The 23,604-nt window shown below is 36.1% G+C and carries 27 protein-coding genes and 1 pseudogene; 22 read left to right on the top strand and 6 right to left on the bottom strand.

Going from position 1 to position 23,604, the window contains the following annotated elements:
* Positions 1–473: 473 nt before the first annotated feature.
* The 8 genes and pseudogenes from V7121_RS24455 (at position 474) to V7121_RS24415 (ending at position 9,522) form a co-directional block, all read left to right on the top strand.
* On the top strand, positions 474–1,211 hold the full coding sequence (locus V7121_RS24455) for a hypothetical protein (RefSeq protein ID WP_335493745.1): 738 nt from the start codon (positions 474–476) through the stop codon (positions 1,209–1,211).
* A gap of 271 nt (positions 1,212–1,482) precedes the next feature.
* On the top strand, positions 1,483–2,487 hold the full coding sequence (locus tag V7121_RS24450; RefSeq protein ID WP_335548210.1) for a DUF3231 family protein: 1,005 nt from the start codon (positions 1,483–1,485) through the stop codon (positions 2,485–2,487).
* 507 nt (positions 2,488–2,994) lie between these two features.
* Positions 2,995–5,494: pseudogene (locus tag V7121_RS24445) on the top strand (Spaf_1101 family AAA-like ATPase).
* A gap of 368 nt (positions 5,495–5,862) precedes the next feature.
* On the top strand, positions 5,863–6,075 hold the full coding sequence (locus V7121_RS24435; RefSeq protein ID WP_335548204.1) for a hypothetical protein: 213 nt from the start codon (positions 5,863–5,865) through the stop codon (positions 6,073–6,075).
* Between the two features lie 248 nt (positions 6,076–6,323).
* On the top strand, positions 6,324–6,617 hold the full coding sequence (locus tag V7121_RS24430) for a hypothetical protein (protein WP_335548203.1): 294 nt from the start codon (positions 6,324–6,326) through the stop codon (positions 6,615–6,617).
* Between the two features lie 412 nt (positions 6,618–7,029).
* Positions 7,030–7,314, top strand: coding sequence for a hypothetical protein (locus V7121_RS24425; RefSeq protein ID WP_335548201.1), 285 nt, complete (start codon positions 7,030–7,032; stop codon positions 7,312–7,314).
* Between the two features lie 431 nt (positions 7,315–7,745).
* Positions 7,746–7,979 (top strand): DUF3953 domain-containing protein, encoded by a 234-nt coding sequence (locus V7121_RS24420; RefSeq protein WP_335548200.1) that lies wholly within the window; start codon positions 7,746–7,748, stop codon positions 7,977–7,979.
* Between the two features lie 502 nt (positions 7,980–8,481).
* A complete protein-coding gene (locus V7121_RS24415; RefSeq protein WP_335548198.1) occupies positions 8,482–9,522 on the top strand; it encodes an NADH:flavin oxidoreductase/NADH oxidase in 1,041 nt (346 codons plus the stop codon).
* A 247-nt stretch (positions 9,523–9,769) separates the two neighbouring features.
* Here the strand turns inward: V7121_RS24415 and V7121_RS24410 are convergent, their stop codons facing one another.
* Together V7121_RS24410 and V7121_RS24405 are read right to left on the bottom strand one after the other, a co-directional pair.
* Positions 9,770–10,645, bottom strand: a complete 876-nt coding sequence (locus tag V7121_RS24410) for an NAD(P)-dependent oxidoreductase (RefSeq protein ID WP_335548196.1) — start codon at positions 10,643–10,645, stop codon at positions 9,770–9,772.
* Positions 10,646–10,827: 182 nt separating this feature from the next.
* The gene (locus tag V7121_RS24405) at positions 10,828–10,974 is read right to left on the bottom strand and encodes a hypothetical protein (protein ID WP_335548194.1); all 147 of its coding nucleotides are present in this window, start codon (positions 10,972–10,974) and stop codon (positions 10,828–10,830) included.
* A 468-nt stretch (positions 10,975–11,442) separates the two neighbouring features.
* Between V7121_RS24405 and V7121_RS24400 the strand changes: the two genes are divergently transcribed.
* From V7121_RS24400 to V7121_RS24360, 9 genes are all read left to right on the top strand, one after another.
* The gene (locus V7121_RS24400) at positions 11,443–11,940 is read left to right on the top strand and encodes an AAA family ATPase (protein WP_335493744.1); all 498 of its coding nucleotides are present in this window, start codon (positions 11,443–11,445) and stop codon (positions 11,938–11,940) included.
* A gap of 424 nt (positions 11,941–12,364) precedes the next feature.
* Entirely contained in the window at positions 12,365–12,805 is a 441-nt protein-coding gene (locus tag V7121_RS24395; RefSeq protein ID WP_335548192.1) for a hypothetical protein, read from the top strand.
* A gap of 119 nt (positions 12,806–12,924) precedes the next feature.
* Positions 12,925–13,116: a hypothetical protein gene (locus tag V7121_RS24390; RefSeq protein ID WP_335548190.1), complete on the top strand. Its 192-nt coding sequence runs from the start codon at positions 12,925–12,927 to the stop codon at positions 13,114–13,116.
* Positions 13,117–13,407, top strand: coding sequence for a hypothetical protein (locus V7121_RS24385; RefSeq protein WP_335493739.1), 291 nt, complete (start codon positions 13,117–13,119; stop codon positions 13,405–13,407). It abuts the gene before it with no gap.
* Positions 13,404–13,682 (top strand): conserved phage C-terminal domain-containing protein, encoded by a 279-nt coding sequence (locus V7121_RS24380; protein ID WP_335493886.1) that lies wholly within the window; start codon positions 13,404–13,406, stop codon positions 13,680–13,682. The genes V7121_RS24385 and V7121_RS24380 overlap by 4 nt, the downstream gene beginning before the upstream one ends.
* Positions 13,675–13,929: a replicative helicase loader/inhibitor gene (locus tag V7121_RS24375; RefSeq protein ID WP_335548188.1), complete on the top strand. Its 255-nt coding sequence runs from the start codon at positions 13,675–13,677 to the stop codon at positions 13,927–13,929. The genes V7121_RS24380 and V7121_RS24375 overlap by 8 nt, the downstream gene beginning before the upstream one ends.
* Before the next feature lie 79 nt (positions 13,930–14,008).
* The gene (locus tag V7121_RS24370) at positions 14,009–14,545 is read left to right on the top strand and encodes a DnaB-like helicase N-terminal domain-containing protein (protein ID WP_335548185.1); all 537 of its coding nucleotides are present in this window, start codon (positions 14,009–14,011) and stop codon (positions 14,543–14,545) included.
* Positions 14,546–15,310 carry a replicative DNA helicase gene (locus V7121_RS24365; protein WP_335493737.1) on the top strand — a complete coding sequence of 255 codons (765 nt, stop codon included), beginning with the start codon at positions 14,546–14,548 and terminating at the stop codon, positions 15,308–15,310.
* A gap of 147 nt (positions 15,311–15,457) precedes the next feature.
* On the top strand, positions 15,458–15,919 hold the full coding sequence (locus V7121_RS24360; protein WP_335548184.1) for a thermonuclease family protein: 462 nt from the start codon (positions 15,458–15,460) through the stop codon (positions 15,917–15,919).
* A gap of 549 nt (positions 15,920–16,468) precedes the next feature.
* Here V7121_RS24360 and V7121_RS24355 read toward each other — a convergent pair.
* Positions 16,469–17,416, bottom strand: a complete 948-nt coding sequence (locus V7121_RS24355; RefSeq protein ID WP_335548182.1) for an NADPH:quinone reductase — start codon at positions 17,414–17,416, stop codon at positions 16,469–16,471.
* 232 nt (positions 17,417–17,648) lie between these two features.
* Between V7121_RS24355 and V7121_RS24350 the strand changes: the two genes are divergently transcribed.
* Entirely contained in the window at positions 17,649–17,969 is a 321-nt protein-coding gene (locus V7121_RS24350) for a hypothetical protein (RefSeq protein ID WP_335493731.1), read from the top strand.
* A gap of 74 nt (positions 17,970–18,043) precedes the next feature.
* On the top strand, positions 18,044–18,394 hold the full coding sequence (locus V7121_RS24345) for a rhodanese-like domain-containing protein (RefSeq protein ID WP_335493730.1): 351 nt from the start codon (positions 18,044–18,046) through the stop codon (positions 18,392–18,394).
* A gap of 96 nt (positions 18,395–18,490) precedes the next feature.
* On the opposite strand, the gene V7121_RS24340 is transcribed toward V7121_RS24345, so the two are convergent.
* Both V7121_RS24340 and V7121_RS24335 read right to left on the bottom strand, forming a co-directional pair.
* Positions 18,491–18,970, bottom strand: a complete 480-nt coding sequence (locus tag V7121_RS24340) for a hypothetical protein (protein ID WP_335548180.1) — start codon at positions 18,968–18,970, stop codon at positions 18,491–18,493.
* Between the two features lie 379 nt (positions 18,971–19,349).
* Entirely contained in the window at positions 19,350–19,892 is a 543-nt protein-coding gene (locus tag V7121_RS24335) for a hypothetical protein (protein WP_335548178.1), read from the bottom strand.
* Between the two features lie 226 nt (positions 19,893–20,118).
* Here V7121_RS24335 and V7121_RS24330 point away from each other — a divergent pair, with 226 nt between their 5' ends.
* Positions 20,119–20,730 carry a hypothetical protein gene (locus V7121_RS24330; protein ID WP_335548177.1) on the top strand — a complete coding sequence of 204 codons (612 nt, stop codon included), beginning with the start codon at positions 20,119–20,121 and terminating at the stop codon, positions 20,728–20,730.
* A 239-nt stretch (positions 20,731–20,969) separates the two neighbouring features.
* Here V7121_RS24330 and V7121_RS24325 read toward each other — a convergent pair whose 3' ends face one another.
* The gene (locus V7121_RS24325) at positions 20,970–21,542 is read right to left on the bottom strand and encodes a sugar O-acetyltransferase (protein ID WP_335493723.1); all 573 of its coding nucleotides are present in this window, start codon (positions 21,540–21,542) and stop codon (positions 20,970–20,972) included.
* A gap of 337 nt (positions 21,543–21,879) precedes the next feature.
* Here V7121_RS24325 and V7121_RS24320 point away from each other — a divergent pair, with 337 nt between their 5' ends.
* Positions 21,880–22,458, top strand: coding sequence for a TetR/AcrR family transcriptional regulator (locus V7121_RS24320; RefSeq protein ID WP_335548175.1), 579 nt, complete (start codon positions 21,880–21,882; stop codon positions 22,456–22,458).
* A gap of 358 nt (positions 22,459–22,816) precedes the next feature.
* Positions 22,817–23,515, top strand: a complete 699-nt coding sequence (locus V7121_RS24315; protein WP_335548173.1) for an SDR family oxidoreductase — start codon at positions 22,817–22,819, stop codon at positions 23,513–23,515.
* The last annotated feature ends 89 nt before the right edge of the window (positions 23,516–23,604 follow it).

Here is a 23,604-nt window from a genome sequence, read left to right as displayed (position 1 = left end):
TTTTGGTGGCTTTTTTCTTATTGTACTGACAGGAAAGTTTTGTTGAAGAAGGATTTAAATCTAAAAATGTAGAATTATTCAATTCAGGCAAATTCTACATTTGGGGAGTTTTTATAAATGGATAGATAAAGAACACTTTTTTACGGGTTAATGATTGGTTTTGCTTTACTGATTGTACCAATTCCAGGCTTCTTTTTTGGATGGATATTAATGAAATTGTTGCAATGATTTTTCGATATATTTGATTTTTTATCTTTCTTGTTTGTGGTATTCCATTAATTAATTATAGATGTTTATAAAATCCTTGCGAAAAAGGGTAACTTATTCAGCTAACGGGTGCGATTGTTCAATATGAGCAGTCGTTTTTTTACTAACGGAGCTGTTTAGTTGAACAAGAAAGTGTGAATTGTATTAAAAGGAATTATGATAAAGTTAAAACTAAAGAAAATATATAAAATACAAGGAGTATAAATATGAAAGAGAATTTAGCAATTCCGTTTAATAATGAAAATTTTTGGTTTCCAGGTCGTTGGATAAGCGGGATTACAATGATTTTAGGTCCACTTTTGTTATTGATAGGTGTAGTTCTTCGAAGTAAATATCACTTCTTTTTTCCTGACCAGCTTGTTGCATATAAAAATCATCCTACACTAATCTTTTTCTCTTATAGCTTTTTTATTAGTGGTAATATAATAATGTGGCCTGCTGTAAGCTCGCTTTCAAGAATGATTGGTGTAAAGAAACCAGGGTGGGCATTATGGGGCGGTACTTTTGCGGTGTTTGGGCTATTTGTTAGAACTTTTCATGCAGGAGTCGATCATTTAGCTTTTCAAATCGTTCGTATCCAAGGTGTTGATACAGCAACAAAGATTATTCAGGATTCATATAGTGCGTATCATATATTTCATACGCTAGCTCCATTAATTATGTTTGGATGGATAATTCTTGCAATTGGTGGATACATTTCGAAAACATTAGGACTATTCCGTTCCATTTCATTAGCTCTAATGAGTGGATTACCTTTAGGTGTATTGAAGGGTACTACTGCATTTTCAATCATTGCTGTACTAGGGCTAGCTATTACATTTACACCTCTTGGATTGAACTTAATAAATCAAAAACCTAAACCTACCTTAAAACAAGTATTAGCTTGGACATTCGGAATGGTTATACTAATTGCCTTTCTATACATATTTGGTGAATTAGGTTAAGTTATAATTAATCTCAATTTGCATAATTCTAACAAATTATTTTTGAACTAAATTGCTAGTTACTTGAATAAGCTTCCGAATCTATTCATGATCTTCAACTAACGGGTGCATTACTGGAACAACGGTAATGCTTTTTCTTATTGAAGTAACGTGGCAGGTTTGTGGAAGAAGGCTTACTCACCATATAGTCATATTTCCAAATTTATCTCTTCTTTTCCTTTAATAAATTCATTTTTGTGCATACTAATAAAAAAAGGAGTATTGAATAAAAATGAATCATAACGCAAAACTTGTTTCTTCAGAAGTTGCAGCATTATGGGGAGCGTATATGCAAAATTCAATGACTTTTTGCATACTCCAACATTTTCAAAGCGTCAATGAAGATGAAGATTCCACAAACATTATCCAAACAGCCTTAACGGATTGTGAATATGTTGTAAGCGAAGTCAAGCGTATATTTGAAATGGAGAATCATGCCGTACCTATTGGATTTACTCAAGATGATGTAAACTTAAAAGCTGGGAGACTTTATTCAGACCTCTTTACCTTACGTTATATAAAATATATGGCTGCCGCTGGAACAGCTGCTGCCGCTGCATTACTTGAAGTATTAGCAAGAAAAGATGTCAGAGACCTTTTTTCAATTGTTTCTCAAAGGTTTATGCAATTATATAATAATACCTGTGACATGCTACTTCAAAAAGGGGCATTTATTCGTTCTCCAACCATTCCCCCAATGGAAAGAGCGGAATATCTTCAAGATGTTTCCTTTTTATCAGGTTTAATAGGGAAGCATCGACCACTTACCGTCGTTGAATTAGCTCATATATCGAAAAACACGGAGACAAACTCACTTGGAAGAACGTTTGTCGCAGGCTTTTCTCAAGTTGCCCAAGTGCCTGAAGTCAGAAAATATATGGAGAGAGGCGTAGAACTTGCTGCAAAGCATGAAACTGTGTTTCGAGAAATATTAATTGAAGACGGAGTTCCCCTTCCAAGTTCTTGGGATTCCACTATATCCCAATCCATCGATGCACCATTTTCAGATAAGTTAATGATGTTTCATACAACCAGCCTGACCTCTATTAGTGTAGCGGGATACGGGGCAGCGATGGGAGCAAGTCTTAGAAAAGATTTGGGCGGACACTACACAAGACTAGAGGCTGAAATACTGCAATATGGAAATGATGGTGTAAAACTAATGATTAATAACAGGTGGCTTGAGCAACCACCACAAAATGTGGACAGAGAAGCACTAAGGAATAGAAGTGTTTAATGATAAACCTAAATTACTAACAGCGATTTGCACTGCAGGTCGCTCTTAATTTTGTTTTTTATATTGTGAATACTTTCACTTAAACTAACGTGGGCAATAGTTCAAGATCGAAGCTGTCATTTAGGCAGCTTTTCTTGCTCCACTAACGGTGGGAGAATGTCATTAGCTCTTATTCAACAATCGGCGCTATCCTTGAATAAGGAAAGTGCATTTTTTCATTAAAGGGCCAGATTGTTGAATAAGGTAGAACATTTCAATATTATATTTTCTATATAATTTTGGAATTGTTCTATAAATCGGGTCAAAAGTTCTACTTTTTTGTATTATAATGTAATTATGTGTAAATTTGAGCGTTTTTTAAACTCAAATCTATTGAGATATCAGTAGTTTAAATTATTAAGATGGTTATGATGGTGAGAGGCAATTAAATTTTTATAATATCTTTTATAATTACTTGAAATAGTTTTGTAGTGTTAGAAATTTTATATTTTAAGCTGGGGTGTAAAAGTGAGTACAAATATAGGCTTAAAAAAAGTATATAAAGAACTTGAATTATTAAAGGAGTCATATGGTCGATTACATAAGTGTGAATTTCATATTCATACTCCGGCTTCCTATGATTATAGACTTAGTACGGGGAAAAAATTTAAAAATATGGCACTAAATGATGTTCTTGAGATAGCTAGAGATGAAGAATATTTAAGTGATGAGCTAATACTAAAAATACAACAAAATACAACTGAAGAAAATGAACAATTGGTCAATAATTTAAATGAAAAGTCAGGTACGAGTTATAAGGATTTAAGGGAAATAATTGCATATGAATTAATAGCTAACAAATTATATAAAAGTGATATAGAAATAGCTGTTATTTCAGATCACAACACGATTAACGGGTATAAAAATTTAAGAGATGCTTTAATTAGGTTATATGAGACCAAATACAAGGCTCAACAAAAAAAATGTATAAGGTTATTTCTTGGAATTGAGATTAGTTGCTCAGATAGGTATCACTTAGTAGCAATTTTTAACGAAGAAAATTACCCCACAGTTAGTAGGTTTGTTGAAAAATATATTCATTCTGAAGAAGACGGAACCTATATTTCTTGTTTAGATATGGTGAAAAAAGTTTTTGATCATAATGGTATTCCCTATATTGCTCATATTAATTCAAATGATTTATTAGGGACAGATCTATATAAGAGGTCATTATTTGACGCTAGTGGACTTTTTATAGTGGGCTTAACTAATTCAGATAGTAATAAAAAAACATTTGATAGAATTGAACCTTTTTCTTCTAATGTTAAAAAGAATTTTTGTTGCATTAATGAAGGAGATTCTCACGAACTTAGTCAAATAGGTGTTAGGAATTCATGGATTAAATTTAACTCTATTAATTTTAATTCATTAAAAAAAGCGTTTATAGACCATCATGTCTGTGTATACCGCGAAAGGCCCAAAAATAACGACAAGTTTATTAAAGGTCTATATATTGTTCCAGGAGATGATGGTGGATTCCTTATTTCAAAGGAAGACTCAAATTCGCCTTTTATTGTTGATTTTTCTAGAGACTTAAATTGTATTATAGGTGGACGAGGTGTTGGTAAGAGTACAATTTTAAATATATTAGAAACAGTCTTCACCTTAGAGGTAAAGGATAAAAAAAACCTTAAATTCATTTGTAAAAATAGGGTAATTTACATTGTGTTTTACTTTAAAGGAGAAGATTATATTGTACAATTCATCCCTCAAATTGGTTCAACTGGTTATACTGAATCTTTTTTTCTAGAAAAGGCATTTAAAGAGGGTTTAGTAACAGACAAAGGCTTAAGTTTAGCTCCACATTGGATAGAATTGTATAAGGTTGTTACTCAAGAAAAGGATGAAGTAGCATTTAATAAAATTGAACAAAATAAAGCAATTATATTGCTTAATAAGGTTTATAAGAAGAGCTTTTCAATTAATAACATAATTGAGCAAATTAACTCAGGAAATGTAAGTGATTTTATTAGGGAAATTATTTTAAACGGTAATAAATTCAATTCTATTAAAAAATATACTTCATTACTACAACAATGCAATAACAATAATTTTCGAAAAGTTTTAAGATCAGAAATGAAAAATATAATTAATGATTTAGCTGATAGGAATAAACAAGTCTATACTGTAATTAAAGAGTTTAATGAAAAAAATTCTAAATTAATACAAGTAACCAGTTCATCTACTAGTCTCGATCCCTCAGAGTATTTAGATGTTTTTGGAATAAATGGTAAATCACATGTAGCTAACACTTATTTAACTTGGGATGATATTGAAAAATACCTTTATACGATAGTAAAAAAAATGAACTACTTGCAGTTTTTAGATTTGCTTTTAAATAAAAAACATAATGTATTAGAAGAGGCTATTAACATAAATTATGGGGGGATTTGACGAGATTAACAGCAGTAAAATAAGAAAAATATATAATAGTATTGAATTGAGAATATTTAAAGATGTAGATAAAATGACAGCTAGTTTATCGAGGTTTTTAAATTTACAAGATGATTATACGCTAATGTTTAATATAAATTCTAAAGAATCTGTCCAATCAACAAGCGTTTTAATGAGGGAAATTGAAACATTATCCCTTGGGCAAAAAGTAGTTGCGATACTTACGTTTCTATTCAATTTTGGTGAACACTCTTTAGATAGTACTCCTCTCGTAATTGATCAACCTGAGGATAATTTGGACAATCAATATATATATAAAAACCTAGTAGAAAGCTTAAAAAAAGTTAAGAATTCCAGACAAGTAATAATTTCTACCCATAGTTCTACAATAGTAACGAATGCTGATGCTGAACAAGTGATTGTATTGGAATCAAATAATACGAACGGATGGTTAGTTAAAAAAGGTTATCCTGGTGATCGAGTAATTATTAAGCATATACTTACCATTTTAGAAGGTGGTGAACAATCGTTTAGTCAAAAAGCCAAAACATATAGCAATGTTCTGACTTTATAGTCGTAGATTAAAGTCCCAATTGAATTATCTTTATTTTAGTAATGTTTAATACTTCTTAAAAAGGGTCTTTGTTTTATTAACGATCTTCAATAATCGGGCGCGATTGTTGAATAAATCCCAATCTCTCAGTGATATAAATGGGAGATTGGGATTTTTAATACTGGAATATCCTTAACTTTGTAAATACGCATTTTCCTGACGTTACCCCAATAAGGGTTAACCCTATTGAGATTGTGAAGAAATGTACTTAAACTAACTGGGCAGTTTAGTTGAAGAAGGAATATGATTATTTAGTAAAAAAATGGGGGTTATCACTTTTTGTTGATATAATTGAAATAGATGAATAAAAGGTAAATAGGAGATTTTTTATGAAATTAACGACTTTTTTTGAGCCTGTATCTAATCTTTCTAAAAAGCAAAAAATAAGGTCGATTTTCTTTATTGTTTTATTTTCTGATATTATCACTCGTATCCTAAAAATTGATTCAATCTTAGTTAAAAATATAATTGATTCAGTGATGGTACTATGTCTAATTGGTTTCATCTTTGAATTATTGTATTTAAAGAAAAAAAGAAAATGATTACAAGTTTATGTACTTCAACTTATGGGTGCGTATTTTTAACAACAAAGGGTTGCTGCGGCGCTCTTTTTCTTGTTCCACTAAGAGCATTTTATTTCAATAAGAGTTCACAGAAAAGATGGGGATATATAGTAAAATGTAAATAGAAAATAAGGTACATTATTAAGCAAAGAGGTGCTAAATTGAAACTATCACATTGTGGAATCATTGAACGAACCTCAGTGGTTATGAATAAGAGGTTTGATAAAATGAACAAACTTAAGTTTTTCACTTATCAAGTCATACTAACATATATGGGTATTGCGAATGATATTCTGTTTAGAGAATATGTATATGACACAACCTTTTCTATTAAAAATAGGCTTCTTCCTGCTTTATTTGAGTCATCTATAAACTTAGTGATACTGTTTTTTGTTTTTTTATTATATTTTTCTTTAAAAACAACTAAGTTGGGATACAAGATTATATTACATATAGCAGCTTTTATTTTTGGAGCGATTGTTTTGGGATTGACAATGGGTATGTTTGTCCATATGAATTAACGACTGAAACTCCTTAGTGAATAAATGGAGGTATTTCTGTAATAAAGCTAAGTTTGTGAAAAAATATACTTAAACTATAGGGGGCTTTTGTTTAAGATCTCGGCTGTCATTTTAAGTGGTTCCGTTTTTGTGAAAAAAATTGTAAATAGCATATAAACAACACACCAATTCACACCAGAATTTCTGTAGGATTTTTTATTGATATTGAGGGATTTTAATGTTATTTACCTCCATATTGACACTTGAATTAGCATAGAAAATAATTGGATGACAATAGCTATTGTCAATATAAAAATTAATACGTTAATTAAGTTGCTATTTATAGTTATAAATTCTTCAAAGAATAAAGTTTTTGTATAATAATGTAAATGAAAAAAGGACTTCTTTTATGAAATAAGAAAGGAGAAGTAAATTGTTTGAAAAATTCAAGAAATCTTTATTTGAGAGTGGGAATGTTATCCGATTTGAGTTAGATGATTGGTATAAGTGGTACAAAGAACCTCAGAAGTTTCATAATGCGGTTGTTTCGCACCTTGCAAAAGAGGGGAAGAAAGTAGAAACAATCTCAATTGCTGATAAAGTGACAGGTAATAAGATTTCCACTCTACTTATTGATGAAATAAAATATGAACTGAGTATAGAAAACGCTCGATTTTTAGCAGCTACTCAAACAGTTGTACTGAAAAAAGTTGAATAATAAACAGTTCGACGAAATGATAAATAAATAAAAAATCGCAAACTAAATTTTAACGGGTTTACTTAGAGGTGCAAACATTATAAAACACATAGGAAACGCACTTGAATTAACAGTATAGTTCACAGTGCGTTTTTTACTGATTTATCAACATTTTGGCGAATTTCAGTCGCTCATTTTGTCCTAATTCACACAGCATAACACAGAGTATGAAATAATTATTAGAGGGCGTGTGAATTCTTTGTGATATAGCGAGTGAATTTAGTTGCAATCACGAAGGTTATTGGATATTTATGTTAAAATTTTGTTTGGAACATTTAATAGTTTGTGAAAAAATATACTTACACTACCGGAGAAGCTTAATGGAAGAAGGAATTTTATCATCGATTACAGAATAATGGGTTTCAGAGTACATTCAAATAGGGGAGAGAAGGATGCTAAAGATTATAAGGATATTACTTTCAATTTTTGTAATGGTAGGAGGCATTTATGGCTTAATAACAGATAATAATGCGTTGTTTCCATATATGATGGGTTTATTAGGAGTAATAATGATTTTTTGGGGCATTACAGAACTAAGAAACAATCAAAAAGCTAAAGGTGTTTTTTATTTCATTACTGCAGCGTTTGTAATTTATGTTGTTATTCAAACTATGTTTTTTCATTAACAGGGGCTTTGGTGGAATAAAATATTACAAAGAGAGGCTTAGAGTTAAACTCTAAGCCTTTTGACTGTGAAATATACTGCGATTTATGTTGTTAAATTTATGTTATTTGCTGTGTGATTAGGTGGGTGATTTAACGTTTTGCACCTCACAAGTAAACCCGTTAACTAAATTTTTGCGGTTTTTTTATTTATTTTAGTTGTCAATTATATTTCTAAATGATGTGTTATTTGACCTATTTTTTAAGTTTTCTCCACATTATCGGAACTACTTACTGTCATTTTGGCAGCCTTTTTTATTCTTAAACTAAAGGGGCAGTTTAGCTTAACAAGGCTAATGTCAGAATAAGTGTACCTTAATAAGTGAAAAATAGTTAAAAAAGGAAATAGAGATTATTTGATTATTTTTTCATAATTTACACGGATGTTTTTATATGATTTGTAAGGAAAAAAGGAACAGAAAAAGCTGATCCAAAAATTAAAAAATTATTTGGAGATGAAAAGGAATGAGTAATAAATTATTTTCACCTTTTGAACTGAAATCTTTAAAACTAAAGAACCGGGCTGTTATGGCTCCGATGTGCCAATACTCGGTTACTGAAAAGGACGGGAAGCCTAACGAGTGGCATTATGTTCATTACATCAGCCGAGCCATCGGAGGGACTGGTCTAATCATCATGGAAATGACTGATATAGATCCTGAAGGAAGAATTACGGACTATGACCTGGGTTTATGGTCAGATGACCAAATTCCAGCCTTTTCAAGAATTATTGACCAGGTACATGCCTATGGTACAAAAATAGGCATACAGATTGCCCATGCTGGACGAAAAGCCGAGGATGCTGCTAATCCAGTTGCCCCCTCGGCTATAAAATTCCCTGATGAGGGCTATAAAACTCCACGTGCTTTATCCAATGAGGAAGTAAAGGAAATGGTTCAGTTGTTTGCTGATACAGCAGGAAGGGCAGTTAAAGCGGGGGTAGACATGATTGAAATTCATGCCGCTCACGGGTATTTGATCCATCAGTTCCAATCACCGCTTACGAATAAACGTGAGGATCAATACGGCGAGGATCTTTCCCTTTTTGGAAGAGAGGTTATCCAAGCTGTTAAAAAAGAAATACCATCTGACATGCCCTTATCTGTCCGTATCACAGCAGTAGAATACGCTGATGGAGGCTACGATTTAGATCATGCCATTATGCTAAGTAAAGCCTATAAAGAAGCAGGTGCTGATATTCTTCATGTTAGTAGCGGTGGTGAAGCAATTCCAGGTGAAAGAAAGCCAGGAAATTACCCAGGCTACCAGGTTCCTTTTGCCCGTAAGATTCGTGAGGAAGTCGGCATTCCGGTAATTGCAGTAGGAATGCTCGAGAAACCTGCTGTAGCGGAGGCAGTGATTGGGAATGGAGATGCAGACTTGGTGGCAATTGCCCGTGGAATGCTAGTGGATCCATATTGGTCAACCCATGCAGCTATTGAACTACGTAGCAAGCAGTTAAATGTACCGAAACAATATGAACGAGGTTATCATATAAAAAGATAGCGTTTTGTATTGTGTGGTAAACTCTATCATTAGGACTTAGTTCATTATATATGTGAGTTATAAATAATACAATAAGAAGGCTATAGCTTTGTATCGTGCTATAGCCTTCTTTATTTGTCCCAATTTGGATCGCTGCGGCGGTCATTTTTCTTGTTGTACTAACGAAGCAGGTTAGTTGTATAGAGAGACATCATTAAAGTTATTTCGACAACATAATAAAAAGCATCCCAAAAGGATGCTAAACATACTATAAATTATTTATTTCCTTCAACTCTAAATAAACTGCAGCCATATCGAGCTTTGCTTTTCCATTTTCATTTGCAGAACGATAAGTAGTATTCGCTACTTCAGCAAGTGGTAATTTGGTTGCCAGGCGATCTGCCTCGGCTTTTACTAGTCCTAAATCTTTAGACATTAGTTCGAGCATGAATGCAGAAGGAAATTGCTCTTGACGGTACATCTCTTTTTTTCCTTGGAATAGAGGTGTATTCATTCCAGAAAGTGAAATCATCTCCAATACTTTTTCTTTATCTAACCCTGATTTCTCGGCTAATAATAATGTTTCTCCAATACCTTGTCCAATAATGCCAAGTAACAAATTAATGGCTAATTTTGCAGAGCTACCTTTGCTACTTGAACCAAAATAAATTGTTTCTTTACCTAATAAATTAAAATAAGGCTGGCAAATATCAATAGCTTTTTCTTCTCCACCCACAAGAATAACTAATTGGGCTGCTATAGCAGCTCCAACTGAACCAGAAACTGGTGCATCTAAATATATGCCGCCTCTTTCAGATACCAATTTCGCATATGATAATGAATCTTCTGGTGAAATCGTACTCATGTCTACTAAAACCTTTCCTGGATGAATAGCATCTAATATTCCATTGTCTTGAGTTAATACTGCTTTTACAGCATTAGAGTTGGATAACATAATAAAAATAATATCAGATTGATCTACAACTTCTTTTGGTGAATTTAGTTTAGTTGCTCCAGATTCTACTAAGGAGAATGTTTTTTCTGGGGAACGATTATATATATTCACTTTGTAGCCTTCTTGTAAAAGATTCTTTGCCATAGGTGCACCCATATTACCTAATCCAATCCATCCTAATGTATGCATTTTCTTTCCTCCTAATAAATTAGAATTTAAGTAAAGATAAGATGATAGACCCCATCTCCTAATGAGTAGCGGTCTGTCTGGGGCTTATTTCTGTTTAAATTGAAAGCAATTCTCTATAAGGAGAATTGCTTTATTTTGGTATTATTCTATCCAATATCCATTTCATTTTCTCTTAAAGATTCTTATCTCCATTCATCCCAATATAAAAAGACATACTCTGGTTCATGCTCTTTTTTCAACTCATCAATACTTGCTATTATATTTAAATTTTTCTGTTTATTCGTATGTAAAGTATTACTAGCGTTCTGTTTTAAGCCCTTTTCATCCATGATATACACTCTCCTTTTTAGCATAGTTTGTGTCCTGTCCCTCTTCTTATTCTTGTTTTTGTAAGGAATGTAATCAAGTGAAATATCCAAAATAAAAGAAGAAAAATGGAATGTATTATGAAAATCGGCTTACCTGGTTCACTCTAATATGTATGTCTTATGCTGCTTTGTTCATTTCACACGTTCAATAGAGCCGAAAGGAAACAGCATTAAAAAGATTCGTGTTTGTATAAGTGAATATATTGTGAAACATTTCACTTAAAGTAACGGGTGCATTACTGGAACAACGGTAATGCTTTTTCTTATTGAAGTAGCAGAGCAGGTTTGATAAAGAAGGAATATAAATGAAATTGGTAGAATAAGTCAATTGGATATAAATCTTAACGTCTATATATTAATAAGAGAATGTCTATGGAAACTAACGAAGTAAAAAGTTTAAACTAAAATAAGCGCGGGGGGTTAAAAAATATGAAACAATTGGGGACGCTATACTTTTTCTGTGGAAAAATGGGAGCTGGAAAATCAACTAAATCAAAACAATTGGCGATAGATAAACATGCGGTACTGTTGTCTGAGGATGAATGGCTTTCATCACTTTATCCCAATCAGATTGCATCATTTGAGGACTATCTAAAATTCTCAGCGCAGCTCCAGCCGTTGGTGAAAAAGCATGTCCAAGACCTATTAAGAGTCGGTACAGATGTAGTGATGGATTTTCCAGCTAACACTCAAAAACTGCGAAAGTGGTTTTTGGATATGGCGTCAGAGGTCAATGCAAACCATCAACTAATTTTCCTTAATCTAAATAATGAGCAATGCTTGCGTCAAATTACACAAAGGCGTAACGAACAACCCGAAAGAGCAGCTTTTGACACGGAAGCGGTGTTTATGCATGTGACTAAATTTTTTGAAGCACCAGAGGCATCCGAGGGTTTAAATATTTTAGAGTTTAGCCGAAAAGAATAACAAGGAGTTCAATGATTCGTGTATATTTTTGTTCTGGGAGGTAGCCCACCTAAATTCAAATATAAATGAAGCAGCATATATGAAATTGTTTAAGGATTGGGTAACTAATTAAACCGATTCCACCTATGGACGATTTTTTTTGGTGACGACAGTTTACAAAATCAGTCTACGGACCCAGGAGTTAATGATTTGCTCATTAAAAGTATCGGGGAAAATAGATTGAAAAATGACCTAAATTGTAAAAAACGCCATCAAATTACACATTTGATGGCGTTTTTTGACGTTTACACGCTAAAAAGGCCCTCAAAAGTGAATTTTGGTGATTCGCGTTAGCCTGTGAAACTCGGTATCTTAGGAAGCAAGAGGATGCGGGCTCGTACCAACATCTCTAGTTGAAAAAATTGTAGATTGAGGTGTGTTTTCCATGAATGTCAAAGAACTGTACATGGATTGTTTCTATTATGAAGAATCCTCATTGGCCCATTACCTCCACCATTTACTAGCAGAGAAGAAAATTTCTCTAGAAGACTACATATCTAAAATAGATTTTGAACAAGCAAATGATCAGAAGGTAGCAGAAATGATTACAACCAACACCTTAGCTTTTCATAAGATTTGTATCTACTCGCTGAAGATGAACAATAACGATTTTGTCTTTATCTTTGCGGCTTGTCAGCAAGAGGCCATCCAATTTTATAGGAAAAGATTTCATCAAAAACCATTAAACTGTCACGAATATTCACTAGATTTCCAGTTTGATAGAGATAATGCTGTGATTTCCTTTCATGAGATGAGACAGGAATTCACAAGCTTTGCGGCGATCGCTGGGTATTTTAATAGGGAAGAATTTACCTATCTTTTTTGAAAGAATATTTTCAACGCCCTGTCGTTTTTCACTGTTTATTTCTATATAAAAGGTGAGAGGTGGTTGACCCAATCGAGGACTTCGCACATCCAAATAAAAAAATAGTAGGAGTGATTGGAATGAGCAAATTGTTATTTCAAGAAAATCCCGTTATGATTATCCCGTCGTTGGCAGTAAAGATTGGCCTTAATGAGGCAGTGATTTTGCAACAGACTCATTTTTGGCTCACGCTTAGCAAGCATGTAATCAAGGGGAATCGCTGGGTGTATAACACTTACTCGGATTGGCAGAAGCAGCTGCCTTTTTGGTAGGTGAGTACGATCAAGCGGACGATCCATTCGCTTGAACGGCAGGGCTTTTTGATCTCAGGGAATTGGAATAAGGTAATCCTCGATCAAACGAAGTGGTACACGATTAATTATGAGAAACTAGCAGAACTAGTCGATACACCAAGCGAACCACGATTAGCTAAAAATGACAACCAATCGATTCAAATTGAGCCAGTCAGTTGTTCAGGAGGACCTGCTGAGCAGACCAGTATGAACCAAGCAATACCAGAGATTACTTCAGAGATTACTTCAAAGAAAAAACCCCTGTTATAGAAATCATCAACTACCTGAATGAACAAACCAAAACCGATTACAAACCAAGTACATATAAAACTCAAGAATTAATCAAAGCACGATTAAGAGAAGGCTTTACCGTCGAGGATTTTAAGAGAGTAATTGATTTGAAGACAGCCGAATGGCTAAGTAATCCTCGGATGAGCAAATACCTTCGACCGATAACCTTGTTTGGAACCAATTTTGAATCCTATCTCAACCAGAAGCCTGTGAAGAAATCCTTAAGGGAGGAGGATTTTGGTTTAAATGATTAAGCGAGAGACATTTGCATTACTAACAAGAATTGCTGTTTTTTATGATCAGTTTGAAGTCAATCAGGAAAAAGTGAATCTGTGGCATGAAGTTCTAAGGGAGTATCCCTTAACCGAAATTCAAGGAAACCTCTTAACGTTTGTGAGGAATTCCTCCTACCCACCAAAATTGGCCGAGCTAATTGCTTGCGATAACCGCATGAAAAGGGTTCCCACTTGGAGGAAACCCGGCATACAACCTCCAAGCTGATGCCAGCGAGTGAATCAGTTGTTCAAAGAGAGTTAGCGAAAATGAGAACAATTTTGGGGATTACCAGGGAGGCCAAGTGATGAACGGACTTGAGTTATTTAATAAAAGGGCAGAAGAAGTATTGGTCGGAGCATTTTTCGTAGATCACCAGTTGCTTAAAGAATGCACCATTCGTCCTGAACAACTCTATACCTGGGAACTAAGGCAAATTTATACGGCGATTCGTCGTTTAGATGAGAAAGGAAAGCACGTCGATCTCATCACACTAATGGATGAAGTCGGTGATGAGAAGATAGGTTCCTATGGTGGGGCTAGTTACATTTACCAATTAGCAGGCAAAGTCCCCAATCTTGCCAACTTCCATTCCTATGAGAAATTAGTCAGAGAATATGACCAGAAACGAAGGGCCATTCAGGTTGCTGAAAAGATTATCGGGCAAGCCCTCGAAGCAGATATCACCAAAACCTTAAGTGAGGGGATATCCGAATTAATGGCCGTAGATGAGGATCAAACCGATGACGATAACGGTGATATTACGCCATCGTTAGTGGATTTGTTTGAGGACTGCGAAAAAGATTTGGGCGACATCGTCGGTATCCCTTCTGGCTTTGGGTAATTGGACCGGCTAACTGGTGGATTTCAAGAATCAGATTTAGTGATTATTGGCGCCCGTCCAAGCATGGGGAAAACGGCGTTGGCCATGAATCTAGCGTTCCATGCGGCTATTCATGATGTGAGTGTGGTCTTCTCCTTAGAAATGTCAAAGAAACAACTTTTGAAACGAATCGCTGGTTTTACGGGGGGGATTGACAGTCTCAAACTGAAAAACCCGAAAAGAGAATTTCAAGAGGAAGATTGGCAGCATTTCACCGATTCGATTGGAATGTTATCGAAAGTCAATTTACATTTATTTGACCGGGCGGGGATGGATGTCCACTATATCTGGTCAAAGCTTCGGAAGATTCGCCGAGAGTACAACCAGGACAAACGGATCCTCGTCGTGATCGATTCTCTGCAGCTGATTGGCGGGGATCCGAAATATAAGCATAACCGGCAAGCGGAGATCAGTGAAATAAGCCGGGCATTAAAAACCATGGCGCGGGAACTAAACGTGGTTGTTATTGCTCTGTCCCAGCTGAGCCGTGGCGTGGAAAGCCGCCAAGACAAACGGCCAATCCTCTCAGACTTAAGGGAGAGTGGTCAAATTGAGCAAGATGCTGATTTGATTGGCCTACTCTACCGTGATGACTACTATACCAAGGATTCACAGCACAAAGGCAAAATGGAAATTATCCTAGCCAAACACCGAAATGGTCCGACAGGCACAGTGGAACTGGGCCTTAACAAACAATATGGGCAGTTTGTCAATTTGGAAGGGTAAATGAAGGAGGAGGAATCGTAGAGGAAGAAATTAGCGGGAGGGGCTTTCATCGTAGCAGCAGCATTATTTGCTGTTCAACCCTCAGAAACAATCACAACGGAGAATAACCCGGTCCACGAAACCATCAATGAGACGACCACAGGGATAGTGGTTCACAGGACATCTGAGCAAGTTCCAATCACACTTGTAGAAACCATAGATGGCGATACGATTAAAGCAAGAGTAAATGGCAAGGTTGAAACCGTCCGGTATTTGTTAATTGATACCCCTGAATCCAAAAAGCCAGGGTTGTGCGTCCAGTCCTTTGCAGAGGAAGCTTACCAAAGAAATAACGAGTTGCTAAGAAAAGGAAGTTTATCATTGGAGGTAGTGGAGGGACCGACAAGAGATTCCTACGGCCGACTGCTTGCATATGTATACGTGGATGGACAATCTGTGCAGGAAACACTGATTAAGGAAGGATATGCACGGGTAGCGTATATCATGGATCCCCCCTATAAATATCTTAACCTATTTAGATCAGATCAAAAGCTTGCAAAAAAGAGCAGATTAAAGATTTGGAGCAGGAATGACTATGTGTCGTATAAGGGGTTCATTGGGTGTGAGTGATAGGGAATAAAGGGGAGGACCGTGCCAAAGTAATACGATTTCCGGTGCCTTCTTATTTTGAGACACATGAATTTAAGAGGGTCCGGTCCGCACATATTGGATCGGCTTTGCAATCAGGTTTAGCCACCATGTTAATAAATAGACGGAAGAATTCCGCTTATTTCGTAATTATTATTAAAAAAGGCTTAGATAGACGGAGAAATTCTGTCTATTAGCTTGAAAAATTCGAAAATTGGAGATTTTGATCTGCATAGGCGGAATCCCTCCGCTTATTTTCCCCGATACAAGCTCCATTTTGCATTTAACCGGAAAATTTCCGCTTATTTTATTTTGCTAGTTGCACTACCAAGGACAAGGCTACTGGTCAAGCAACAAAACAATTAAAAAGTAAGAGAGAATGTAGACTATAATTAGCATTCGATAGCAAATTATTGAGGGGTTTGGGGTCCTCCAGTGATGTAACGCTTTACTAAACTGGAGGATTGTCCTCGATTTTTAAACCTCTACTGAATGGTTGAATGCCAACCAAATCTACAACTATCTATTCCATTAATTCTTTGCAATTTTCAATACCATTTTTCCATTGGATTTACTGCTTACAATCTGGGTATGTGCTTTGGCCGCTTCTTCCAACGGTATAATTGTTCCTACGAAAGGTTGAAGTCCCCCGTTAATCAATGCAGCTTCAACAGCGATCAAACTTTCATTATATTCGTCCAATGGTGCATTCCACACGGCCATGCCGAAGATATCGACTTCTTTGGCCATAATCAGGCGGGGATTGAAATCCAATGATCCGCGGTTGCCTACTACGACTAGCCGGCCAAACTTGTTGATCAGCTGTAAGTCATCTTCTAGATTTACATTGGCCAGCATCTCAATAATAACATCAACTCCTCCCCCGTTCGTAATAGACGGAATTGCCTTCAAATAATCAGCTTGATTGTGGTTAAGGACAGCATCGGCACCGTATTTTCTAACCAATTCCATATTTTCTTCTGTGCCGGCAGTTCCGATAACTTGTGCACCTACATATTTTGCCAGTTGTATTGCCAAGATCCCTACACCTCCTGAAGCACCATGGATCAAAACCGTTTCACCCGGTTTTAAATGTGCCCGGTGAAAAAGTGAGCGATAGGCAGCAGTGACAGGGATGCCAAGTGCTGCCCCTTGTTCAAAGCTTAACGATTCAGGTAATTTATGCACGGCGGTGACATCACAAACTACTTTTTCTGCATATGTTCCTGTTTTTCTTTTTGCTAAAGCTGAGGCAACAAAAACACGATCGCCGGTCTTGAGCCTAGTAACACCGGGGCCAATCTCATCCACTACACCTGAGCCATCAAATCCGGGGATATATGGAAGCTCCGGATTGAAAAAGGCATAACCTCCTGCCCGAATATACGTTTCAGCCGGATTTACCCCAGCACAATAAAGCCTTACACGAACTTCATTTTCTGCAGGTACTGGTTCTTCGACTTCTGCCAGTTTTAACACTTCGGGTTCCCCAAAAGACGACATTTGAATAGCTTTCATTCTACTTCCTCCTATTTATGTAAAATCCTTTCCTCTTTAATGATAGACTATCTTTTTTACAAAAAAAACTCTTTAAAAAATTTAGGGGAAATTTCCACTCATTTTATTTTTGCCAGTTACTCGATTAAGGGCAGTGTTAGAAATATTGAATCTGGGAAATAAAACCACTATAGTAAAGTGGGAGGGATAAACGATGAAAATCTTCGACTTTAAATCGGGCACCAAAGTAATGGTAGACGAGACTCAGATCATTATTGAGAGATCTGGCGGGAAAAGCGCCATGAAAGGTTTATTCGCCGGAAGAGCGATGGGACAAATGACCATCAAAATGTCAGCGCTAACTGGATTGATCTACTATGCGGATTATTTGGTAATCTGTGCATCTGGACTACCTTCGCCTAACGATTTCAAAATAACCAGCATACCTGAAATTAAACAGTATCCCAATTGTGTCGTTGCAAAAGAGCAAGAATTAGAAGAACTCTATCAATACCTTAAGGGTTTCATCAAATAATGGTAGACAAAAGGGATGCAAAGGAGATTGTAAATGCTGACTATTGACCAAAAACTATTAAAGGGGTTATGAACATGGCGCTTAAAGTAATTTCACCGAAAGCTCTTGATGAGAAGCTTCAAAAAAAGGAACCTATCTTCCTCCTCGATGTACGTGCTGAGGAAAAGTACAATGAGTATCATATTACAGATCCAAATATCAAGAATCAGAATATCCCTAAGAATATAATTTTTGATCTTGAGGGGAATGGAGAAGAAGGGCTGCAATCTTTACCAAAAAACGGTGAGATTGTCGTAACATGTACTACCGGAAATTCGGCCAGAAAATGTGCAGAAATTTTATCCCAAAAAGATTACCAAGTTACCTTACTTGAGGGCGGGATTACCGCTTGGAAACAATACATAGATACAAAACACGAAGACTGATAGTAAATATCAAGGGATAGACAAACAAAGATAGGGTCAGATCCTCCGCCCTGAGGGTATGGCCCCATTTTCTGATTTCCCGTTCCACCGATTTTGTTAGTTGTTTAATATTTTCGGCAGCATTTCAGTGAAAATCTCGACATACATCGATCCTAGAATGATTATTGCTGGGATGGAAAGAATAACAAAACTGATAAAGGCAAGTTTCAGCCTGCCCCTTGATTGGTCGAACCAGTCCGTCATGTACTCAATTAGGAATGCAAGAGTAAGAGAACCAATAAAAAACGAGATGGAAAATAAAGTGATTCCTAACGGTGCTTGTGGCCCAAACAATTCATTGTCAGGATTGGACAAAAACAATGGAGTACCATAGATAATTAATAAGAATAAACCGAATAATAACCCTTTAACCAACCATTTTTTTCTTGAACGATGGAAAATGAGGGTGTATAAAATACTGTTTGCTAAGGTAACTGCAATACCGAGTATGACGATTAACAGTGTTCCCGATAAATGAAATCCACTCGCAAGTGGAGGAAAGAAAAAAGCAATGATTCCCATAACCAATCTTAACAAGATCCCAAAAATAACCCCTGTAAAAAGAGCTGCGATATAACCAATCCCGTACCTTTGTGCCGTTCTTGCCCATCGGTTAGAACTCGTTTTCTTGTGCCCAAAACTAAGCAGAATTAAGGGTTTGGGTAACGTAGAGTGGCCCTACGTGCCCAAAACTAGGGAGAATTAAAGGTTCAGGTAACGTAGAGTGGCCCTACGTGCCCAAAACTAGGGAGAATTAAAGGTTCAGGTAACATAGAGTGGCCCTGTGGGACCGATATTTCAAGGTAATCAATAAAACAGAACACATAGCATAGAAATTTAATCAATATTAAATTTGAAACAAAGATAATGGATAAAACCAATTGCCAGCATGTGACTTTTCACATGACGGCCTTTTTTATTTTTGGTGGGTAGAACTGTTGGGGCTTACCATTTGTTCGCTAGAGGCCTCCTCCATTTCTTCACTTGCTTCTTCGGTTTTATTCCTTTTTTTGTTATTCGTCTGAAAAATATCTTTAGAAACGGTGTTAAGCTTATTGACAAAGCGATTAAACCCAAATCCTACAAAGAAAGCAATGCTAATCGGTGCATACGGAGTATCTTGATAATCCGTAAACTGAACTAAAAGTATACCGCTTTGGATAAGAGTAACGGCCACGACTGCCGTACCAGTAGCAAAGATCGGATAAAAAATATACATAATCCATTTTCGATAATCTTGTAATTCGTCTTCCATATAGTGAGTACAGAACATATATAGATGCCTAAGGGAACCGCCGATGGCCCCAGCGAAAAAATAGTACAAAAAGACTTTGATATCAGAAATGAATGGAAAATAATTTTCTAGTGCACCGGTACCCAACATACCGACAGCAAGGAAACTGCCAAAAAACAGAAGGGAAAGGTAGATCAAAATGACAGCTTTTAACCATTTCTTCATTCATGACACCTCCGCTTCTGCCATCCTATGTAGATACGGCTCCAAATGTCACTGCCTTAAGATAAAATGACCAAGGTACCTAGTCATTTCTTATTCGTTTGTTATGCTTTAATCGCACAAGCCAGCTTTTTGATTATTGAACTTATGGGCAGGTTAATTCAACAAGGAAATCCGATTTTTTGTATCGAATACATAATAGAAATATATTTTTATAAAAGGAGATCTTATGCTTTTTCATTATCATTTTTGGACCCCATATGTAGAAGAAACAGAAAAATTTTATTTAGAAAACGGATTCCGTATTTCACAACGCATAGGAAAATACAATGGCGATTTTCAAGCCTTTAATCCTCCATTAACGTGGGATGATTTTCGTGAAAAAAAAATTCTTTTTCGTATTATAGAGGCAAGAAAAGGAGCAGTAAATATTACTTTTGGTTTTGGAAAGAAGATTATGTTTGACCATATTGGCCTTTTAGTTTCAGAAGAAGAACAAGGTGATATATGTGAAAATGCAACAAAAATGAATTGGGAGGTTGATAAAGGGGAACGTCGAACCTTTATTGCAACGCCATACAATTTTAGAATTGAACTTCAAACCTATGAAAATGCAGTAGATTCCTTTAATCACCAGGAGAAAATCCAGGGATTAAAATTAACAACAATAAAAGGAGGATTAGAAAGCGACCTTTTTTCTTTGTTCGGTAATTCTGCATTTAACATTAGTTCAGAAGTTGGAGAAGTGGTAACAATCAAAAAGGCGGTAATAAAAAACCTTAACACATCACCAATTGTTGACCCTAATGGCGTTGAAATTACAAGTGACCAAGGTTTTTAGTTTGTAAAAAGATGTACCTAAATAAACGGGTGCTTTGTTTATAAAAAGTTGAAGATATGCTAGTTTTTATTGATTTCTTGCATATTTTCAGCTTTTTTATATCATCCCGCCCTCGGTCTAAAACCAAAATTCGCAACGTTTTATAAGCACAAGAGTTTCTCTGTATAAATCTTCCCACTTCAATATCTTTTTCTTATACGGAGAAGGGATAGGGGGACTAAAAAAGCTGAGGATTACCCTTAATCGGTTTCAATAATTTTGATGATTTTAGCAGGCACTCCACCAACAATGACATTTGCAGGAACATCCTTGGTCACAACTGCACCCGCTGCAATGATGGACCCTTCACCGATGGTCACACCAGGTATGATAGTGGCATTTGCTCCAATCCAGACATTTTTACCGATTACAATTGGTGCAGGATGCATGGTGCTGCGATTTTTCGGATTAATATCATGATTTAGGGTCGCCAGCACGACATTGTGCCCGATAAGGACTCCATCATCAATTGTAATGCCGCCCTGATCCTGAAAGCGGCAGCCCGAATTGATAAAGACGTTTTTACCGACAGTAATGTTCTTCCCACAGTCCGTATAAAAAGGAGGAAACAAAGCAAAAGTATTGTCTACGTTCTTGCCTATCAACAGAGAAAACAGCTCCCGAATTTTTTCAGGGGTATGATATTGTCCGTTCAACTCGGAAGTTAATTTCAATGCTTCTTGCGAGACTTTATGCATCATTTGGTGTATTTCCGAACCGCCCTCAACTACTTTACCTTGGTTCAAATACTCTAAGAAATCATGAATGTCCATTTGTATCCTCCTTATATATATTGTTTAAGTACATTTCTTCACAAAGTTATTGAAAAGAATTTCTTTCTAAAACCACAAACACATCCAAAACAATTGAATGTTGAGTTTTTGTTATATTCCTCATCCGATACTGTTTCCAACCATTCCGGTGAACCAGCAGTGATTGCAATGTGTTCAAACCAACTGTCTTTTGATGAGGTACTCTCTTGCAATTTTATAATATTTAAGCTTAAGATAGTTTTCTGCATTTAGCAATATTTAGATTAAGTATTATCAACTTACTTTCTTTACCGAACGTTCTCATTATGTTATATTGAAATGGGAGGAGGAAAATAGAATGGCAAGAAGCAAAGAATTCGAAGAGAACGAAGTATTAGACAAGGCGATGAAGCTCTTTTGGGAGCAAGGTTATGAGAAGACATCCTTGTCAGATTTGGTTGAGCATATGGGAATCCATCGCAGGAGTTTGTACGACACATTTGGCGACAAACATACGCTGTTTTTGAAAGCTATGGATCGATTTCGCGATAAAGTCAGTGCTGAGCTTACGGGAGAAGTTAAACGGTCAAAGACTGCAGCGGAGGCTCTTAAGTTTATTTTTAATTACATGATATATGATGAAGAGAATTCGCCTTCAGGCTGTTTAATGGTGAATTCTGCTGTGGAATTGGCAATGCGCGATGTCGATGTGGATTCAAAGTCCACAGAATCGTTCACACTATCAGAGCAGCTATTCAAGGATATTATTATTTGGGGGCAGGACGAGGGAGAATTTACCTCAGATAACGATGCCGGCGAAATGGCGGAACATTTGCATACTGTATGTGTTGGGTTAAGGGTAATGACAAGAACCTCCATGCCCAAAGAAAAACTACACCGTATAGCCAACTTATCGATAAAACTTTTAGATAAATAGTTATTATAAGAGTAAGCCTGAGTTGTAGTAAAGCTTACTCCTATGAACATATAATTGCTTATACGTTTTTTTAGAATGATCGTTCTCGTATATGAGTCTTGCCTTACTTAAAGCTCTCTCCCTTGAAGGAGTCATTCTTTTGCACTTTTTAGAATGATCGTTCTTGTATATGAGTTTAGCCTTACTTAAAAATCTCTCTCTCTTGAAGGGACATTCTTTTGAGCTTTTTAGAATGACCATTCTCGTAAAGTGGACTTGCATATGTCCAACCTTCCTCCTTAAGGAAAGTCCTTCCATAGTTTTGAGGAGGAAGACATTTTGTTGTACCAAAATTAAATAATAAAAGGAGCACATAAAAATGAAAATTTCTGAACAAGTCGCATTTGTCACAGGCGCGAACCGAGGTTTTGGACGCCACTTAGCACTTGAACTTCTATCAAGAGGGGCTAAGATTTATGCTGGTGCCCGAAATCCGGAGTCCATTGACATTCCAGGTGTAATTCCTGTAAAGCTTGATATTACCAACCCTCAAGAGGTAGCTGCAGCTGCTATGGTCGCTAAGGATGTTACGCTATTGATTAACAATGCAGGATCGTCTACAGGTGCTTCTTTGATTGACGGTGATCTCGATAAAATACATTTGGAGTTTAATACGCATTTCTTTGGTACACTCTCCATGGTTCGTACTTTTGCACCGATTCTATCAAATAATGGGGGAGGAACGATTCTGAATATTCTTTCCGCATTATCTTGGGTCAGTTCGGGAACTGTTGGCGCTTATACAGCTGCAAAGGCGGCAGAGTGGGCATTGACAAACGACCTACGTTTAAATCTCTATCCTCAAAATGTGAGAGTATCTGGACTGCATGTAGGATTCATGGAGACAGACATGACATCGAGCTTAGAAGTTCCCAAATCCAACCCTGAGGATATCGCAAAAATTGCTGTTGATGGATTAGAATCCGACAGCTTTGAAATTGTTGCTGATGACGTGAGCCGAAAGATCCAAAAAAATCTTGCCGGTGGTGTATCTGCGATATACCCACATCTCTCCTAATACAAATTACTAATACAGTGATTTGCCTGAGATTTCAAACAAAAGGTAAAAGGACACATGTATACTTAAATGAAGCAGACCGTAAAACA

The sequence above is a fragment of the Neobacillus drentensis genome, assembly GCF_036962125.1.
In the GTDB taxonomy this organism is placed as follows: domain Bacteria; phylum Bacillota; class Bacilli; order Bacillales; family Cytobacillaceae; genus Neobacillus; species Neobacillus drentensis_B.
The sequence above is the reverse complement of the archived record's forward strand: the minus strand, read 5'-3'. Positions and strand labels throughout refer to the sequence as shown.